This is a genomic window from Streptomyces sp. Ru71, assembly GCF_002920535.1.
In the GTDB taxonomy this organism is placed as follows: Bacteria; Actinomycetota; Actinomycetes; order Streptomycetales; family Streptomycetaceae; genus Streptomyces.
The window spans coordinates 133,788-150,892 of the sequence record NZ_PQSS01000010.1 but is presented as its reverse complement, the minus strand read 5'-3'; the positions used below and the strand labels follow the sequence as shown (position 1 = coordinate 150,892).

Annotated in this window: 13 protein-coding genes, 1 tRNA gene and 1 pseudogene; 5 read left to right on the top strand and 10 right to left on the bottom strand. The window is 71.5% G+C overall.

The genetic code is table 11. From position 1 onward, the window contains the following. On the bottom strand, positions 1-3,693 hold a 3,693-nt coding region (locus tag C3489_RS09330), incomplete at its 3' end, for an AAA family ATPase (RefSeq protein ID WP_103781284.1). A gap of 246 nt (positions 3,694-3,939) precedes the next feature. Further along, positions 3,940-4,152, bottom strand: a complete 213-nt coding sequence (locus C3489_RS09325) for a DUF4287 domain-containing protein (protein ID WP_103781283.1) — start codon at positions 4,150-4,152, stop codon at positions 3,940-3,942. Positions 4,153-4,427: 275 nt separating this feature from the next. On the opposite strand from C3489_RS09325, the gene C3489_RS09320 reads away from it, so the two are divergent. Next, positions 4,428-5,069, top strand: coding sequence for a hypothetical protein (locus C3489_RS09320; protein ID WP_146075296.1), 642 nt, complete (start codon positions 4,428-4,430; stop codon positions 5,067-5,069). Between the two features lie 6 nt (positions 5,070-5,075). Here C3489_RS09320 and C3489_RS09315 read toward each other — a convergent pair whose 3' ends face one another. Together C3489_RS09315 and C3489_RS09310 are read right to left on the bottom strand one after the other, a co-directional pair. Further along, positions 5,076-6,008 carry a M56 family metallopeptidase gene (locus C3489_RS09315; protein ID WP_103781281.1) on the bottom strand — a complete coding sequence of 311 codons (933 nt, stop codon included), beginning with the start codon at positions 6,006-6,008 and terminating at the stop codon, positions 5,076-5,078. Positions 6,009-6,013: 5 nt separating this feature from the next. Next, positions 6,014-6,502, bottom strand: a complete 489-nt coding sequence (locus tag C3489_RS09310) for a BlaI/MecI/CopY family transcriptional regulator (protein ID WP_103781280.1) — start codon at positions 6,500-6,502, stop codon at positions 6,014-6,016. A 311-nt stretch (positions 6,503-6,813) separates the two neighbouring features. Between C3489_RS09310 and C3489_RS39235 the strand changes: the two genes are divergently transcribed. Together C3489_RS39235 and C3489_RS09300 are read left to right on the top strand one after the other, a co-directional pair. Next, complete coding sequence (locus C3489_RS39235; RefSeq protein ID WP_258054617.1) at positions 6,814-8,457, top strand: hypothetical protein; 1,644 nt, start codon at positions 6,814-6,816, stop codon at positions 8,455-8,457. Beyond that, complete coding sequence (locus C3489_RS09300; protein WP_103781279.1) at positions 8,457-8,870, top strand: hypothetical protein; 414 nt, start codon at positions 8,457-8,459, stop codon at positions 8,868-8,870. The genes C3489_RS39235 and C3489_RS09300 overlap by 1 nt, the downstream gene beginning before the upstream one ends. Before the next feature lie 242 nt (positions 8,871-9,112). Here the strand turns inward: C3489_RS09300 and C3489_RS09295 are convergent, their stop codons facing one another. Beyond that, entirely contained in the window at positions 9,113-9,451 is a 339-nt protein-coding gene (locus C3489_RS09295; RefSeq protein ID WP_103781278.1) for a hypothetical protein, read from the bottom strand. Then, positions 9,444-10,985 (bottom strand): choice-of-anchor P family protein, encoded by a 1,542-nt coding sequence (locus C3489_RS09290; protein ID WP_103781277.1) that lies wholly within the window; start codon positions 10,983-10,985, stop codon positions 9,444-9,446. Before C3489_RS09290 ends, C3489_RS09295 begins: the two co-directional genes overlap by 8 nt. Positions 10,986-11,449: 464 nt before the next feature. Between C3489_RS09290 and C3489_RS39230 the strand changes: the two are divergent. Then, positions 11,450-11,566, top strand: a pseudogene (locus tag C3489_RS39230) (site-specific integrase); the annotation flags it as partial. Between the two features lie 79 nt (positions 11,567-11,645). On the opposite strand, the gene C3489_RS09280 reads toward C3489_RS39230, so the two are convergent. The 3 genes from C3489_RS09280 to C3489_RS09270 all read right to left on the bottom strand — a co-directional run bounded on the left by C3489_RS09280 (position 11,646) and on the right by C3489_RS09270 (position 13,670). Then, a tRNA-Pro gene (locus C3489_RS09280) sits at positions 11,646-11,719 on the bottom strand. 33 nt (positions 11,720-11,752) lie between these two features. After that, positions 11,753-12,550 (bottom strand): Pr6Pr family membrane protein, encoded by a 798-nt coding sequence (locus C3489_RS09275; RefSeq protein ID WP_103781276.1) that lies wholly within the window; start codon positions 12,548-12,550, stop codon positions 11,753-11,755. A gap of 190 nt (positions 12,551-12,740) precedes the next feature. Further along, a complete protein-coding gene (locus tag C3489_RS09270) occupies positions 12,741-13,670 on the bottom strand; it encodes a metallophosphoesterase (protein ID WP_103781275.1) in 930 nt (309 codons plus the stop codon). A gap of 150 nt (positions 13,671-13,820) precedes the next feature. On the opposite strand from C3489_RS09270, the gene C3489_RS09265 reads away from it, so the two are divergent. Beyond that, complete coding sequence (locus C3489_RS09265; protein ID WP_103781274.1) at positions 13,821-14,285, top strand: GatB/YqeY domain-containing protein; 465 nt, start codon at positions 13,821-13,823, stop codon at positions 14,283-14,285. Between the two features lie 307 nt (positions 14,286-14,592). Here C3489_RS09265 and C3489_RS09260 read toward each other — a convergent pair whose 3' ends face one another. Then, a complete protein-coding gene (locus tag C3489_RS09260) occupies positions 14,593-16,860 on the bottom strand; it encodes a transglycosylase domain-containing protein (protein ID WP_103781273.1) in 2,268 nt (755 codons plus the stop codon). Between the last annotated feature and the right edge of the window lie 245 nt (positions 16,861-17,105).

The window sequence follows — 17,105 nt, the reverse complement described above, 5'->3', positions numbered from 1 at the left end:
GCGCGGCACGGTGTGCGCGGGGTCGGTGACGTCCCACAGCCGGACCGTGGCGTCCGCGCTGCCGCTGGCCAGGGTGCGCCCGTCCGGGCTGAAGGCGAGCGAGTTGACGTACCCCTGGTGCCCGGTGAGCGGTGTGCCGAGGGGGCGGGGACGGGACGGTACGGCGACGTTCCACAGCTGGATCGTGCGGTCGTCGTAGGCGGTCGCCAGGGTGCGCCCGTCCGGGGTGAACGCCAGCGCGTCACCGCCGGCGTAACGGATGCGCAGCTTCAGCGGAGCCGCGAGGGGGACGGGCCGGGCCGGGTCGGAGACGTCCCACAGCCGCACCTCGGGGTCGGCCATCAGCACGGCGAGGACGCGGCCGTCGGGTGAGAACACCATCCGGCGGATATGGCCGTCCCCTGGGGGAAACGGTTTTCCGAGGCGGGCCGGCCGGCCCGGCGCGGTGACGTCCCACAGCCGCACCAGACCATTGGCGGCGGCCGTCGCCAGTACCCGCCCGTCCGGGCGGAAGGCCCCGCCGTGCCCGGCCATGTCCGACGTCGGCACCGACCACAGCCGCACCTGGCCGTCCCCGTTGCCCGTGGCCAGGGTCCGCCCGTCGCGGCTGAAGCCCACGGTGTACATCTCTCCGCTGCCGCCCGCCAGCGGCTCGCCGACCTGGGAGGGGTACGCCGGATCGGTCACGTTCCACAGGCTCGCCGTGGAGTCCGCGCTGCCGGCCGCGAGCAGGGTGCCCTGCGGATTGAACGCCACCGACCAGATCGGGCCGGCGTGCCCGGACAGCGGACCGCCGAGCCGCCGCGGCCGCCGCGGGTCGGCCACGTCCCACAGCTGGACCGTGTTGTCCGCGCTGCCGCTGGCCAGGGTCCGCCCGTCGGGGCTGAACGCCACGGAGTGCACGGTGGCCCGGTGCCCGGTCAGCGTCACCGGCAGCTGCCGCGGCCGCAGCCGGTCGGACAGGTCCCACAGCCGGATCGCCGCGTCGTCACCGCCGGCCGCGAGCACGCGCCCGTCGGGGCTGAACGCCACACTGCGCACGGCGGCCCCGTGCCCGGCCAGCGGCTCCCCGAGCGGCTTGGCCCGCGCCGGGTCGGACAGGTCCCACAGCCGTACGGTGTGGTCCTCGTCGGCGGAGGCCAGCGCGCGCCCGTCGGGGCTGAACGCCAGCAGGTAGATCGTGCCCGCGTGCCCGCTCAGCGGCAGGCCGAGGGGACGCGGCCGGCGCGGGTCCCGTACGTCCCACAGCCGGATGGTGCCGTCGTCCGAGGCACTGGCCAGGATGCGCCCGTCCGGGCTGAACACCGCGCTGCTCACCCAGCTGGCGTGCCCGGTCAGCGGCCCGCCCAGCGGCTTGGGACGCCGGGGGTCGGCCACGTCCCACAGCCGTACGGTGCGGTCGTAGCCGGCGCTCGCCAGCAGCCGCCCGTCGGGGCTGAACGACGTCAGGTACACGGCGCCGGTGTGCCCGGCGAGCGGGGTCGCCAGCGGCGCGTTCACGATCGACACCAGACGGTTGCGGGTGCTCTCGTCACCCGGCCGCAGCCGGTGCGCCACCAGGTCGATCTGCGCCGACAGCGACGGATCGGAGTCCTGCACCCGGTCGGCCTCGGCGACCACTTGCTCGAACACGGCGTCGTCCCGCTGCTGCCAGGCGACCACCGCCGCACCGGCCGCCACCACCGCCAGCGCCACCAGCGCCGACACCGCCGCCCGGCTGATCCACAGGCTGCGCCGGCGCAGCCGTACCGAGGCGGCCAGGAACTCCACCGCGCCCCGCGTGAGCAGGGTGTCCCCAGCCTCCTGCGCCCAGGCGCGGGCCTGCTCCAGCCGCGAGCCGCGGTACAGCAGCGAGGAGTCGCGGTGGGAGGCCTCCCAGGCCCGGCCGTCCTCCTCAAGGCGCTGGCGCAGCAGGTTCCCGGCGCGGTCCTCGTCGATCCAGTCCCGCAGCCGCGGCCAGGCGTGCAGCAGCGCCTCGTGGGTGATCTCCACGGTGTCCGCGTCCAGCGTCACCAGCCGGGCCTGGACCAGCGCCTCCAGCGACTCGTGCGTCTTGTCCGGATCGGCGGCCTCCGCGGCCAGCTGACGCCGCGTGCCGCGCCGCCGGGTGGCCTGCGTGTCCTCGCCCAGCCGGACCAGCCGCAGCAGGAGCAGCCGCGCGGCCGTGCGCGCCGCCGGGTCCAGACCGGCCCAGGCCCGCTCGGCGGTCGCCGCCACCGCGCCCTGGATGCCGCCGGCCGCCCGGTACCCGGCCACCGTCAGCCGGCCGGCCTTGCGCCGCTGCCAGGTGGCCAGCAGGGCATGCGACAGCAGCGGCAGCACACCGGCGTCGTGCGCGCCGCGCGGGCCGTCCGCGCTGACCTCCCGCACGATCAGCTCGGCGAGCCCCGCCTCCAGCTCCAGGCCGACCGACTTGGCCGGCCCGGTCACCGCCTCGCGCAGCTCGGCCGTGGTCAGCGGGCCGAGCACCATGTGCCGGTGCTGGAGCGCGTCGGCGAGCTCGGGGTGGGCGAGACAGTGCTCGTAGAAGTCGGCGCGGATGCCGAGTACGACGAGGGCGGGGGGATCCTCACCGGAACAGGCGGCGTGCAGCAGCTCGATGAACGCGCGCCGCTCGGACTCGTCGGCGCAGAGGGTGAACGTCTCCTCGAACTGGTCCACGATGACGACGGGCCGCGCGCCGGAGCGGGCACAGACGGCGAGGGCGTCGCGCAGGGCGCGGGGGTTGTCGGAGAGGGGGGTGGGGTGGGGGTGGGGGGAGGGCGCGGTCGGTTCGGGGGTGTTCGCGGCTGGACCGGGGGCGTCGGATTGCCTGGCCGTGCGGGCCGGTCCGGCCGGTCCGGGATTGTCGGACTCCCCGGTCGGTTCAGGGCCGTCGGGCTCCCCGGTCGGTCCGGGGGCGTGGGATTGCGTGGCCGGTCCGGCCGTGCCGGCCGTTCCGGGGCCCTGGGATTCCCCGGCCGGCTCGGCTGGCCCGCTGCCGCCGGACTCGCCGGCCAGTCCCGGTATACGGCGGAGCAGCTCGCCGAGGGGGTCGGCGCCGGGGACCAGCTGCACCACGGTCCGCTCGGGGCCGTCGCCGAGTATCCCCTCTCTCAGGGCGGGCACCAGGCCGGCGTTGAGCAGGGAGGACTTGCCCGCGCCGGAGGCGCCCACCAGCATGGCCAGACCGCCGGTGCGCTGCGCCGTGCGCAACAGCTCCACCAGACTCTCCGTGCTGCGCTGCCGGCCGAAGAACCAGCGGGCGTCCTGCTGGCGGTAGGAGGCGAGTCCCTTGTAGGGGCACACCCCGCCGGGCACGGACGCGCCGTCCTCGGACTGCGGCGGGTCCTGCCCGGAGTGCACCGGACTCTCGGCACCCGTGCCGCCGGCGACCGCGCTCTCCCACAGCCGCTGCCACTCGGCGAGGTCGTACAGGCCCGGGCTCACGGGGGTGGGCTGGAGCCGGCGGGCCTGCGGAATCAGCACCTGGAGCACCGCGGCGAGCGCGGCGAACTGCGCGGGTACGTTCCTGGCCCGCCGCCAGTCGCTGATCCGCTGCGCGGACACCCGGACGGGCCGCCCCCGCTCGTCGACCCGCTGCATCCGGACGACCGCCTCGGCCACGCGCTTGAGCGGCGGATTGCCGGCCTCGCCGTACAGCAGCGCGAGCCGTTCCGCGAAGGCCGTGCGTGCCCCTGAGTCGGAACTCAAGGTGTCCCACCCCTTACTTCCCCCGCGTCTGCTTCCGGACCGGAAAACTCACCTTATACGGCTGACCTGCGCGGACGCTGCCGGATGGAGGGCAAGGTCTCCTGGCCGCGGGCTCGCTCTGGCAGGATCCCAGATCCGCCGAGCCTCGATCCGCGCCGACCGCCGACACGGTCCGGATCGATCCGTACGCACCGCTCGGCACCGGTCCGCACGAGGGGACGGACCGGTGCCGAGGGGTGCGACGGCCTACGGCTTCCCGGCCTCCGCGAGCGTATGGGCGACGAGAGCATTGGCGTGCCCATGCCCGAGCCCGTGCTCCGTCTTGAGCAGGTGCACGAGTTCCCCGTGCTTGGCGGGCAGCGCCGCCCGGATGACGTCCTGCCACTCGGCGATCGGACGGCCGTACTTCTTCTCGATCGACGGGAAGTAGCTCGCGGGTCCCTTGACGGCCTGGGTCATGGCGGCTGGCTCCTTGTCCGGCGGTGGTCGACGCGCTCGCGTGCCGGGTGCGTCCGTCTGTCGAGAGGGGAGACCCGCTGCTCGCGGGGCGGCTCATCGGTATGGCGGCGTGGGGTGCGTCACACGACGGTTTCGGTGGCCCGGGACTCCGCCTCCTCCGCGACGGCCCGGGGCTCCGCCCCCGCGTGAGTCACGGGCGCTCCCGCGATCGGGGACCCATTACACTCGCCAGTCCTCCTCTCCATGGAGGGAGCCTCACCTTCATCGGGGGACGCATGACGTGTGGTGGACCGTCGGTGCCGGAGATCGCCGCCGTGTTCGAGCGGGTGCTCGACCAGGCCCTGGACTCCCGGCAGGTACGGGACGCCCTCGACCGCGCCAACGGCGTGCTCGACCGCGAGCAGCTGCGCATCCGGGCGGTGGGCGCGCGTACGGCCATCACCGCGGCGGCGGCCGTCGAGTACCGGCAGTACGCCGAGTACCAGGAGTACGTCGGGGCCCGGTGCACGCCGACGGGACCGGCCGGCCCGGCGCGGGACGGCCGCGCCCTGCCGCCGCCGGCCGTGCTCCTGCCCGGCGTGTGCGCCGTGGTGGCGGCCGGCCTGCTGGCGACCGGGTACGGCCTGCGCGTGTTCGACGGCCGTCCCTACATCGGGGGCGGCTTCGTCACGGCGGGTCTGCTGGTGGGCGCGCTGGCCGTGGGAGCGGCGGCGGCCGACCTGGTCTGGGCCTGGGCGACGGCACCGCGCGGGGAGGCCGAGGCCGGGCCGGCCGACGCGAGGAGCGAGCGGGAGACGCGGGAGGCACGCGAGGCCTGGGAGCTGGCCCTGCTGGAGCGGGGTGTGGTGCCCTTCCTGTTGGGCCGTGTCGAGGAGGCGCTCATGGGCGAGCAGCTGCCGAAGCGCCCGGTGCCCTGACCGGGATCAGAGCGGTGTGGCCGCCCGCAGCAGGAACAGCAGGGTGACCGCCGAGTCGGCGGAGAACAGAGCGGACAGCACGGCCCCGGTCGCCGCCGTCCACAGGGCGAGCCCGACGGCGGTGAAGAGGGACGGCCAGGCCCGCACGGCGGGGGCGGGCCGGAGCAGGGCGGCGACCCGGCGGGGAAGCGGACCGGGCGCGGCGAACGCGGCGAGCGTCGGCGCGGGGTCGTGTCTGGACACGAGGGCCGCCTTGCCGATCGCGCGGGCCACGGCCGTACGGCTGCCGACGGCGTGGGCGGCGTCCTCGTCCGCCCAGCGCTCCGCCGTGTAGGTCACGGCCGTCCGCAGGGGCAGCAGGAACGGGTTGGCGCGGGCGGCGAGCCGTACGAGCAGCAGGTGGCGGTGGTGCCGGGCGGCGAGGTGGGCGCGCTCGTGGGCGAACAGGGCGCGGCGCTCGCGCGGGGCGAGGCAGCCGAGCAGCGCCGTGGACACCACGACCCGGTCGCGCGGGCCGCCCGGCAGGGCGTAGGCGTACGGCAGGCGGTCGGGCAGCACCGCGACCTCACGGACCGGCAGCCCGGCCAGCGCCCGGTGGGCCCGCCATCGCACCAGACAGTGGCGCAGCAGCAGACGGCCGCAGGCGACGACGACCACGAGCAGCGCCGGGATCGCGGCCTTCCCGGCGACCTGGTGATGCGGAACGCTCTCCCGCACTTCCGGATCCGACCAGCCGTCCGGCAGCGGATTGCCGGGCAGCTGCGCGGTACCGACCACCATCAGCAGCGCCAGACACAGGGTGCTGCACAACGCCATGACCGTGGAGACACCGGTGAGCAGAACCGTGGCGGTACGGGGATGCAGCCGCTGCTCGGCCAGCCGGGCGACGGGCCAGGCGCTGAGCGGCAGCACCAGGGGAAGAAAAACGAACACCCCCACCGGCCTCAGTCCCCTTCTTCTTCTTCTTCTTCCTCGCCCTCGGCCCGCTCCAGCAGCTCACGCAACAACTGCTCGTCGCCCTCCGGCAGCCCGGTGACGAAACTGGCAAGCACGGCCCGGCGGTCCTGCTCCCCGTCCAGCACCTTGCGCATCCGCAGCGCGGCGAGCCCGGCCGGATCGGCGGCGGGCATCCACACGAACGCCCGCCCCTCACGCCGACGCGTCACGGCGTTCTTGGCCAGCAGCCGCGCCAGCACGGTCACGACGGTGGTGTAAGCGAGGTCGGCGGCCAGCCGCTCCTGCACCCACCCCGCGGTCACGGGCCCCCCGGCCTCGTGCAAGACGGCAAGCACCCGAGCCTCCAACACCCCACTACGCCGCCGCCCCACCCCCGCCTGCCCTTCTTTCACACGCCGCCTCCTGATGCCCGGACACTCCCCCCACGGGGGAGCGCCACATCGTACAAAGGGGGCGTCCACCGGAGGCCTGCTCATGTGGACGGCGTCCCGGCGCCGAACGCGTGCTGGGACGAACCCGGCCGGGGGAGCGGTATTCGGTCAAACCTCGCTGTACCCAGGCTGTTCAGGATCAATGTCGGGTTTGTGATCTGGTGGTTTCGGACGATCACCGTGAGGATGCCCGCCGTACCGGTGAACGGGGGGTGGGCATGGCGTTGGGTCGGGGGCTGCGTGTCCGGGAACGCGCTGCGGGGGAGACGGCTGACGGGCCGGCGGTGCCGATTCAGGCCAAGGCTCCTGCCTCCGGCGACGGACCACCTGGCGACGTGCGCCCCACCTCCTCGGAGGTGACCAAGCTGCTGTGCCAGGCCGTCCATGCTCGCCCCGACCGGGTCAAGGCCGTCCAGGCGTGGTGGCGCAGGATCAGAGGCAAGGGCCAGGACCCGAAAAAGCCCCGACGCAGCACCCGCCGACGCATCTATTTGGAGGGCAGCGACGACTGTCCGCCCCTGGGCGAGCCCATGGCGCAGTGGGTTGTGGACCACGTCCTGCACGGGCCGTCGTTGCCCGTCCCGTCGTACGGCTTCGATCTGGTGCCCGTCGTCGGGCACAGTCTCCGCGCGCGGCGGCGACGTCGGCTGCGTCGGGTGATGATTTCACTTCTGGCCGTCGCACTGGCGTACGTGGTCCCCAGAGCGGCAGCCGTGTGGGGTGCGATCGTCCTGTTGGCTCTCCTGATGCGGTGGGCGGCTCTGCGGGCGTCACGCAAGAGCAAGAAGTCCCGGCTCGCGCCGTCGCCCCGGATGGCGTATCTCGTGCTGTGTGTGCCCTGGCTGCTCGCGGTGGTGCCGTACAAACCGGTTCACGGCGAAGTGGTCGGTCTGCGGCTCGGTCTGCTTTTTCTACCGTTCGCAATGTTGATCGGAGCCGCGTGGGTCTGCTTCGGCGACCGGCTCGCCGCGCGGGCGGTGTTGTCCAGGATCGTTCAGGACGGTGTAGCGGACGACCGTTTGCCGTGGGTCGGGCCAAGGGCTGGACGCAGAATGGTGCACATCGGCGATGGGCAGACGCGCCAGGAGCTGCCCTACGACCATCCGGAGCGTTTCGTCGGGGCCGGGCGGGACGTCTGGGGCGTGGCGGACATCGGCATTCCGCTCAAGCCCAAGGACCCGGAGCAGTCGGTCAGACAGTTCGGCGAAGCGGAACTGCTGCGGCGGGTGGGCGATGCCCTCGGGGAACTGGGACGCGGCGCGCGAGAGATCACCGATCCGTTGCCCGGATTCTCCGTCACGGACGTTATCGGACTGCCGTCCGAGTTGTGGCTGCGTCGTACCCGCGCGGTGAAGCTGGAACTGCCTGATCTGCGTGGTCGAGGCCGCCGCTCCCCGTCCGGCGTTCCGGACCGGCTGTACCTGCGCGCGCAGTGCGTCAGCTGGGACGGCCATGTCGTGGTCACGGTGTTCGTGCACGCGGCACTGGAGGCCGGCGAACTGCGGCTGACACTGCGACCCCACGTGATGACGCCTCTCTACAACGAGCTGAAGGTGACCGATGCACCCGTCGCCAAGCGTGGGATGCGCTTGCTCGGCTGGGCGGTGGTGCAGGCCCTGTTGGACGCCGTCGAGGCGCCGCTCACGCTCTGGCGGCTCGTGACGCGGCTCGGGCTCGGTGAGCCGACGGACGACGGCCGTGCCGAGGAAAAGGACCCGGTCAGCCTTCGTGATCGGTACTCCACCGAGGAAGTCATCGATATGCATCAGAGCGATGACGCCAAGCGTCACGTCGTTCTGATGCAAGCCTGCATCTTCCGGACGGTCTCCGAGTTCCTCGAAGAGATGGGGGTCGATACCGCCCCGTACGAGCGTCAGGTGGCTGCTGTCATCACCAATATCCAGGTCTACGGCGACAACAACGCACCCATCCAGAACGTTGCCGGCAGCGGCATCACCCATGTCGGCCAGGACAACAAAGCTCAGGCAGGAGGAAGCTGATGGTCGTAGGACGACGCCGCAGCGAGCCAGAACCCGACCCGGGACCCGGTCACGGCTCAGGCATCAGCATTGGCGGCAGCAACATCGCCCCGTTGCAGAACGTGGTGGGGCAGAACATCTCGCATGTGCACCAGTCCGCGTCCGTCACAGGCGCCCCCGTGAACCTCGAAACCGTGCGTGACTTCCTGACGCAATTCCGGACCGAGGTCGACCGGAACGAGGCGGGCTTGGCCAACGCTCAGATACTGCGGGCCATGACCGACTCCATCGACACCTCGCTGAGGGCGTCGGATGCGCAGGCAGTGGGGGCCCTGCGCGGAGTCGTACAGGCGCTGCCGGCCCTGGTAGCGGGAACCGCGGTGCAGCAAGGGGGCGAGGCGCTGGCCCACGCCATCGCCGGATGGCTGGGATAAGCATCGACGTGCGGCACCGCGGTGCGAGGCGCTCTTTAAGCGGAGCGCCCAGGGCCGGACAGAAGGGCTCGGTGAGCGGCCCAGCCCGCTTCGGTGAGCGCCCAAGGATCACCGCGCCTCTCATAGGGCTTGAGAAGCCCTGCTTTTGACCAGCCGGAACCTGGACTCGTGCTTGCCGGTCGCCGTGCTCGACCGGTCCAGGAGGAGGAACTGCGTGTCGAGCAGACGCGCGTCAGTGCGCCTCAGAGGTCGATGGGCGACGCGTCTTCGCCAAGAGGTGGGCCCACGCGGGTCATCAGGCGCTCTTCCAGGACGGAGGCGTAGATGGCGGCTCGGGTGGTGGCGGGGTGGCTCGGTGGCCAGATTCCTCGGCGGAAGACGCAGCGGCGACCGCGGAAGAGGACCACGGTCGTGGCGGCGACGACCACATCGCCCGGAGCGCCGGGCACGACTTCGCAGGTGAGTGACTCCAGTTCGCCGCCCCGTCGTGCGCAGAGATCCTGGACAGCCTGGCGGGCGGACCGCAGGAACGCGTCCGTGTATTCCTGCGGCCCGCCCCAGCCGGCGGGGTCGTCAGTCACCGCAGTTGTGCATGGCGCTGTCCGTCGAGGCCAGGACGACCTCGCCGCCGCCGGCGGGAAGGACGAGGTGGATGCCGTTGACCTTGAGGCCGGCGTCGGCGCCTGTCGCGGGCAGTTGTTCGTTCACGATGAGGCGGCCACCTCCGAGGAGCGGGATCTCCGTGTTCGGATCACCGGACACGGTAACCGGAACTCCCGCGATCTTCAGGGTGAGCGTGGTGTGTCCGGTGGCTTTGCCGCACTGGCTGCTGGAGGCCGCGGTGAGCCCGGACACCTCGATGAGGGGCACACCGGGCAGTCCGATGCGGGCCTGTGCGACGGTCGAGGTGGCCGTGACCTTGCCGGGGGCGAGCGTCGTGATGACCTTGGGGCACAGCTTCTGTACGGACAGCAGGGGTGAGGTGTACTCGGCCGAGCACGGGGTGTCGGTCGCGGTGGCGTCGGCGGTGCGGATGGTGCCGGTGTCGGGTTGCGGATCGATGTGCAGCAGCGGTACGCCGATGAGGCCGACGTGCGCCGAGATGCCGTAGGCGCGGCCCGTCGCGTACTGGAGCTTCAGCTGTGCGGAGGTGTCGGAGGCGAGGTAGCCGGCGTCACCGGCGAAGGACGCGCGCAGCGGGACGGTGGCGGAGTCGGTCAGCGGCTGGTCCACCGACGCGACGGTGCAGGTGGCGACCCCGGTGTCGCTCGTCGTTCCGGTGCACGTCTGCTCGTGGTCCCCGCTGCCGAGGGCGAAGCGCACATTGCGACCGGGTACCGGGCCTCCGCGGAAGTCGGTGAGCTTGGCGGCCAGTTGGGCCGGAGTTCCGTTGGCGACGTGTCGTACGCCGGTGTAGTCGAGCTTGGTCGGTGAGGTCAGGCTCAGCTCGGCGGACGTGCTGGACGGGTTGTAGTCGTCGTCGCCGCCGAAGGTGACGGTGACGGGCACCGCGTTCGACGTTCCCTGCGGCTGGTCGACCGAGCCGATGGTGCAGCTCGCCGTACCCGATGCGGTGGTGCCGGTGCAGGTCTGCTGCGTGGTCCCGGTACCGAGGGCGAACCGCACGGCACGGCCGTTGACCGGCGTCCCGAGGTCGTTGGTGAGCTTCGCCGACAGGCGCACCGGTGATCCGTTCACCGCGCTGCCGTCGCCGGCGTAGGTGAGGGCGGTGTCCACCTTGTGGGGCTGCTCGGGGCCGGGGCAGTCGGCGGCCTGGAAGCAGGGCAGGAAGTAGTAGGCGGTGATGATCCCGAACGGCCTGCCGTCGCCCGAGCGCGGGTCGTTGTGCGTGACGTACACGACGACGAGGCTGGCGTCCGTGTTGGTGCAGATCACCCGGTTGTCCGGGGCGGGAACACAGAAGCCCTCGGTGCCGACGGTCTCCTGGATGTCCTCGTGGTCGGGCACCACACCGTGCTCCAGGATGTGACGCCTGCCGAAGCCGTCCACGGGCGGGTTGCACTCGGGGCTCTTGCAGTCGGTCTGCCCTTCACGCAACGGGATGTCGTTGCCCGCCGTGCCCCGGAAGGTGTCGACGACGGTCCAGTCGATCATGTGAGGATTCGGATCGCCGGGGTCGGCGGTCGCGGCGGCGGGCGCGACAAGGGCACCCAACAGACCCAGGAAGAGGGCGAGTACGGCGGATAACAGACGTCGGCGGGCCCGGCTGCGGGCAGGGGCACGCGTGGGCGTGCGCGGATGACCGTGAGAAACCGGCACGGAATTCCCTCCTAGTGACCGGGCCGCCCGGTGACGCCCCGGAGCCCCCGCACCGTCCGAACCGCCACGGGGGTACCCACCCTGCCGCTAGGTACGGGACATGACAAACCCTTGCCGCGGGACGGCGAGTCGGTCAGCGCAAGAGGCCTGGTCGGCCTCGGCGCCGCGATGCACTGGGCGCGGCGGTCTGGGAGGGAAACCCCTCTATGCCGGCAATCGGCGTACCACGCCGTCGTCCGTCACCTCATACACGTCGATGCGCAACAGCTTGCGAACATGCACCGGCACGCGCAGGACGGCTCGGCCACTCCGGAACGGCCGTGACCGTTCAGGTCTACCGGAAACAGATCCGGCCCGTGATCCAGACCGGTGCGATTGTCATGGACGGCATCTTCAAGCGGGGGCCGGAGCGGTAGTCACGCAGATGGACATGCAGGCAGAAACAGGTCAGGGACCTACGGATATCCGTAGGTCCCTGACCTGTTTCTGCGGCTGTCGGGGTGGCGGGATTTGAACCCACGACCTCTTCGTCCCGAACGAAGCGCGCTGCCAAGCTGCGCTACACCCCGGTGTCGCTGCTTGTCGCGGCGACGTCGTTTACTTTAGCCCACTGGCGGCCGGAGACGAAATCCGGTTTTGGTGCGGGGGCGCCGGTGGCGGCGGAGGGGGTTCGGGCGGGTGTGGTCCAGGGCCACCAGCACGAGCGCCAGGGCGTAGAAGGACAGGCCCAGCAGGAGGGCGTTGGCGAGGACGCTCTTGTAGCCGTGCTGCTCCACGTCGAGGAAGGGGTAGAGGTAGCGGGCCGGCGTGCCGGGCAGGAGCAGCTCCGCTCGGGCCAGGGAGAAGGCCAGGTAGGCCAGCGGGTACAGCAGCCAGGCCGCGGCTTGGCGCAGGTGCAGGTGGCCCGGGGTGGTGAGCAGAAGCCAGTCCAGGACCGCTGCCGCGGGGGCCGCCGTGTGCAGGAGCTGGTTGGCCACCGCCGGCCAGCCCGTGGGGGCGCCGGTGCCTGTCATGGAGAAGGGGCTCGCGGTGTTGGCGAGCAGTAGGTGGTAGACGAGGGCTGTGATCACGATATAGAGCAGCGTGGCGCCTGTGAGTGCCGAGGGCAGGGGGCGGCGGGCCGTCCAGGCGCGGCGGGCCGAGAGCAGGGAGACCACGGCCAGCAGGATGCTGCTCTGGATCGTGAAGTAGCTCAGTACGCGCGGGGCGCTGCCCAGCAGCAGGTAGAGGGTGACGCCTGCCGCGGCCAGCAGGGCCGTCAGGATGCGGAAGACGGCCGTCAGCGGGCGGCGGACCGGGGGCACCACCGCCGCGGCGGGGACCGGGGAGGGCAGTACTGCGGGGTGGGTTCCCGGGATCGCGGGCAGGTCCGGGATGTCCCTGGGTATCGGGGCGGTCATGCCCTCAAGGTAGGAGGAATGGGGTGAGGGGGCTTTTTGGGTTAGACCGTCCGGGTGGCGGGGCGCGTCTCTTGGACCTTGCCCGTCCGTCACACCGACCCCGCCCCGTACGGCAGTCCCTCCGTCCGGCCCTCACCCCGTCCGTCCAGCCGTCATCCCCCTCGTCAGCCCCTCCGCCTGGCCGCCCGCCTCAGCGCTCCTTCCCCACCAGCGTCAGCAGCGTCGCCTCCGGGGGGCAGGCGAAGCGGACCGGGGTGTAGCGGTTCGTGCCGCAGCCTGCGGAGACGTGCAGGTAGGCGGTTCGGCCCTCGGACGTGTGGGTGGACAGGCCCTTCACCCGGTCCGTGTCCAGGTCGCAGTTGGTGACCAGGGCGCCGTAGAACGGGATGCACAGCTGGCCGCCGTGGGTGTGGCCGGCCAGGATCAGGGGGTAGTCGTCCGCGGCGAAGGAGTCCAGGACGCGCAGGTAGGGCGCGTGGACCACGCCCATCGAGAAGTCGGCCGATCCGGAGGGGCCGCCGGCGACTCGGGTGTAGCGGTCCCGCTTGATGTGCGGGTCGTCCAGGCCGGTCAGCTCCACCGCGAGCCCGTCGATCTTCAGTGTTCCGCGGGTGTTGGTCAGGTTCAGCCAGCCGGCCGCGTCGAAGCCGTCACGGAGGTCCTCCCAGGGGTTGTGGACCACCCCGACGGCGGGCGGGTTGCCGTTCAGTCCATGCTTGCCCTGGACCTTCTCGACCAGATAGCGAGCGGGGTTGCGCAGGCGCGGGCCGTAGTAGTCGTTGGAGCCGAAGACGTACGCCCCCGGGAAGTCCATCAGCGGGCCGAGCGCGTCCAGCACCTCGGGAACGCCCTCCGGGTCGGAGAGGTTGTCACCCGTGTTGATCACGAAGTCGGGGCGGAGCCCGGCCAGTGAGCGCAGCCAGCGCTGTTTCTTGCGCTGTCCGCCGACCATGTGGATGTCGGAGACCTGCAGCACGCGCAGTGGGCGCATCCCGGACGGCAGGACGGGCACGGTCACCCGCCGCAGACGGAACGAGCGGGCCTCGAAGCCCGCCGCGTACACCAGACCGGCGGCGCCAGCCGCCGCGATTCCCAGGGGGACCTTGTATCGCGCGCGCATATGGACATCGTGTCAGATGCCGTCGCGTGGCCGTGTGGCCTGTGGACAACCACGGGCCACCGCCTCGGACCTCGCCCGTGGAACCCCCGCCCGGCGGCCGCTGTTAAATCAACGGGCGTCTCGCCTTCCGCACCTGCGACAATCACCCCCATGACCACGCTCAAGTCGAAGCTGCAGGAAGACCTCAACGCCGCGATCAAGGAGCGCGACGAGCTCCGCTCCTCGACGCTCCGGCTGACGCTCGCCGCGATCACCAAGGAGGAGGTCGCGGGCAAGGAGAAGCGCGAGCTCTCCGACGACGAGGTACAGAAGGTGATCACCCGCGAGGCGAAGAAGCGCCGCGAGGCGGCCGAGGCCTTCGCCCAGGGCGGTCGTGCCGAGCAGGCCGAGCGGGAGAAGGCGGAGGGCGAGGTCCTCGCCGCCTACCTGCCCAAGCAGCTGTCCGACGAGGAGCTGACCGAGATCGTCGCCGCGGCCGTCGCCGAGGCCAAGGCGGCCGGCGCCGAGGGCCCGCGTGCCATGGGCGCCGTCATGAAGATCGTGAACCCGAAGGTGGCCGGCCAGGCCGAGGGCGGCCGCGTCGCCGCCGCGGTGAAGGCCCAGCTCGCCGGCTGACGCCCGCGCGGCTGGCGTTTCGCCGGCTGATGCCTCGCACAGGGCTGACGTCTTCGTCGGCTGACGCCTGCGCGGGGGCTGATGTCTTCGCCAGCTGACGTCTTCGTCGGCTGATGTCTTCGCCGGCCGGCGCCGTCGCGAGCCGATGCCTCTGCCGGCTGAGCCCATCGCGGCTGAAGCCTCGCCGCCCGACGCCGGCCTTCCCCGCATCCCATACGCATACGCCGATGGGGGCGCCCCTTCTCGCAAGGGCGCCCCCATCGGCGTATCACCTGGGCATCTCACCGCTCCCGGCGCGGCCCGGACGTCACGGCCAGTTGCCGCCGCCCCCGTTGCCGTTGCCGTTGTTCCCGCCGTTGCCGTTGCCCTGGATCCAGCCGTCGGGGAGGGACGGGGTGGGCAGGCCGCCGCCGTTGTCGCCGCCGATCAGGCCGCCGATGAAGCCGCCGTCGCCCTGGTCGCCGCCGTTGTTGCCGTCGTCGCGGCCGTTGTCCTTGTCCTTGTCCTTGTCGCCGCCGGGGATGTCGACCAGGGAGAAGTCGGGGGCGGGCCGGCCCTGCAGCGCCCCGGACATCATGTCCTTCCAGATCGGCCCGGGGACCTCACCGCCGTAGACCTTGGCGTGCCAGACGCCGCCGATGGAGATCTGCTGCATCTTCCGCTTGTGCTGCGGGTCGCCGACCCACACCGCGCCCGCCATGTTCGGGGTGTAGCCCACGAACCAGGCCGCGTAGCGCTCGTCCGTCGTACCGGTCTTGCCGGCGCTCGGGCGGCTGTCGAGGCCCGCCTGCTTGCCGGTGCCGTCCTCGACGACGCCGCGCAGCAGCGTGTTGATGGTGTCGGCGGTCTTCTCGGACATCGCGCGCGAGCAGGTCGACTTCGGCACCGGGAGCGACTTCGTCTGGTCGCCGATGCGCTGGCTGATCGACTCGATGGCGACCGGCGTGCAGTACATGCCGCGCGAGGCGAAGGTCGCGTACGCGTTCGCCATGGTCAGCGGGGACATCTCCTGGGTGCCCAGCGCGATGGACGGGGCCTGGACCATCTTCTTGCCGTCGGCCCGCTGGACGCCCATCTTCTGCGCCATCTCGGTGACCGGGCAGATGCCGATCTCGCTGATCATCTGGATGAAGTAGGTGTTGACGGACTTCGCCGTCGCCTCCTTCATCGAGTACGGGCCGGACTCCGACTCGTTCTCGTTGGTGAGCTTGACGCCCTTCTCGTTCCACCGCTTGCCGTCGCACGCCGCGACCGGGTGCGGGTACTCCATCTCGTACGGCGAGGAGTACGACTTCGTGGCGGGCATGCCGCCCTCCAGCGCCGCCGCCGCCACGATCGGCTTGAACGTCGAGCCGGGCTGGTAGCCGGCGCCGCCGCCCATCCGCTGGTTGACCGAGAGGTTGATCTGCGTCTCGTTCTTCCCGAAGCCGTACGGCCGTGACTGGCCCATCGCCAGGATCTTGCCGGTGCCGGGCTCGACGATGGTGGCGGCGGTCGCCACGTCGTCGCTCTGCCGCACATGCTGCTTGATCGACGCCTGCGCCGACTCCTGGGCCTGCGGGTCGAGCGTGGTGCGGATGGTCAGACCGCCCTGGTTCCAGACCTTGGCCCGCTCCTCGCGGGTCTTGCCGAAGACCGGGTCGGTCAGAAAGACCTCGCGGACGTAGTCGCAGAAGAAGCCCGCGCCCTTGGCCGCCGTGATGCAGCCGTTCTTGGGCTTGCTGACCTTCAGGCCGAGCGGGGCCGCCTTGGCGCGGTCGGCCTCGGCCTGGGAGACGTCGCCGACCTCGGCCATGCGCTGCAGCACGATGTTGCGCCGCTTGGTGGCCTCGGCCTCGTCGTTCACCGGGTCGTAGCGGCTCGGCGACTGGACGATGCCGGCCAGCAGGGCCGACTCCTGGAGGTTGAGGTCCTTGGCGGACTTGGAGAAGTAGCGCTGGGAGGCGGCCTCGACGCCGTAGGCCTGCTCGCCGAAGAAGGTGATGTTCAGGTAGTTCTCAAGGATCTTCTTCTTGCCCAGTTCCTCTTCGACCTGGATCGCGAACTTCAGTTCCTTGATCTTGCGGCCGAGGGTCTGCTGGGTGGCCTCGGCGACCTTCGTCGGGTCGTCGCCGGCCTCCTCCACGAAGACGTTCTTGACGTACTGCTGCGTCAGCGTGGACGCGCCCTGCGCGACGCCGCCGCTCTGCGCGTTCTTGTTCAGCGCGCGCAGCACGCCCTTCAGGTCGATCGCGCCGTGCTGGTAGAAGCGCGAGTCCTCGATGGCGACGATCGCCTTCTGCATGTACGGCGAGATGTTCTTCAGGGCCACCACCGTGCGGTCACGGGAGTAGACCGTGGCGATCTGGCCGCCGTCGGCGTCGAGGATGGTGGTGCGCTGGCTCAGCGGCGGGGTCTTCAGGCTGACCGGGAGCTCGTCGAAGCTCTCCACCGAGCCCTTGGCGGCCAGGCCCAGCGCGCCGACCGCGGGCAGCGCGATACCGGCCAGCACCGCTCCCGCGAGCACACTGACACCGAGGAACTTGGCGGCCTGCTGCGTTGGCGACAGACCACCGCCCGAGCGCTTCTTTGGCATGAGGGCAGCCTACGTTCTCATTCGCCGGACACGCGTATATGCCTTGGCCTAAGCTGCTCTCAACTGTCACAGCAGTGCGGCCACGTATCAATACGTCCGGCGACCCCGAATCGTTCCGGAGGTACCCCGTTTCCGCGGAAGCAGGCGGGAGCCTGCGGAAGTACGCGGAAGTCCGCGGGAGTTTTCCGTGAGGGTGGCGTGTCCGAATCCGCCTTGTGTGTCATTCGGCGTCCGTTGTGGCAGGT

What these genes read in the sequence shown, in the direction of transcription:
- C3489_RS09325 (WP_103781283.1), bottom strand. Translation starts at nt 4,152, where the DNA reads ATGACCCAGGCCGTCAAGGGACCCGCGAGCTACTTCCCGTCGATCGAG.
- C3489_RS09320 (WP_146075296.1), top strand. Translation starts at nt 4,428, where the DNA reads ATGACGTGTGGTGGACCGTCGGTGCCGGAGATCGCCGCCGTGTTCGAG.
- C3489_RS09310 (WP_103781280.1), bottom strand. Translation starts at nt 6,502, where the DNA reads ATGAGCAGGCCTCCGGTGGACGCCCCCTTTGTACGATGTGGCGCTCCC.
- C3489_RS09300 (WP_103781279.1), top strand. Translation starts at nt 8,457, where the DNA reads ATGGTCGTAGGACGACGCCGCAGCGAGCCAGAACCCGACCCGGGACCC.
- C3489_RS09290 (WP_103781277.1), bottom strand. Translation starts at nt 10,985, where the DNA reads ATGATCGACTGGACCGTCGTCGACACCTTCCGGGGCACGGCGGGCAAC.
- C3489_RS09275 (WP_103781276.1), bottom strand. Translation starts at nt 12,550, where the DNA reads ATGACCGCCCCGATACCCAGGGACATCCCGGACCTGCCCGCGATCCCG.
- C3489_RS09270 (WP_103781275.1), bottom strand. Translation starts at nt 13,670, where the DNA reads ATGCGCGCGCGATACAAGGTCCCCCTGGGAATCGCGGCGGCTGGCGCC.
- C3489_RS09265 (WP_103781274.1), top strand. Translation starts at nt 13,821, where the DNA reads ATGACCACGCTCAAGTCGAAGCTGCAGGAAGACCTCAACGCCGCGATC.
- C3489_RS09260 (WP_103781273.1), bottom strand. Translation starts at nt 16,860, where the DNA reads ATGCCAAAGAAGCGCTCGGGCGGTGGTCTGTCGCCAACGCAGCAGGCC.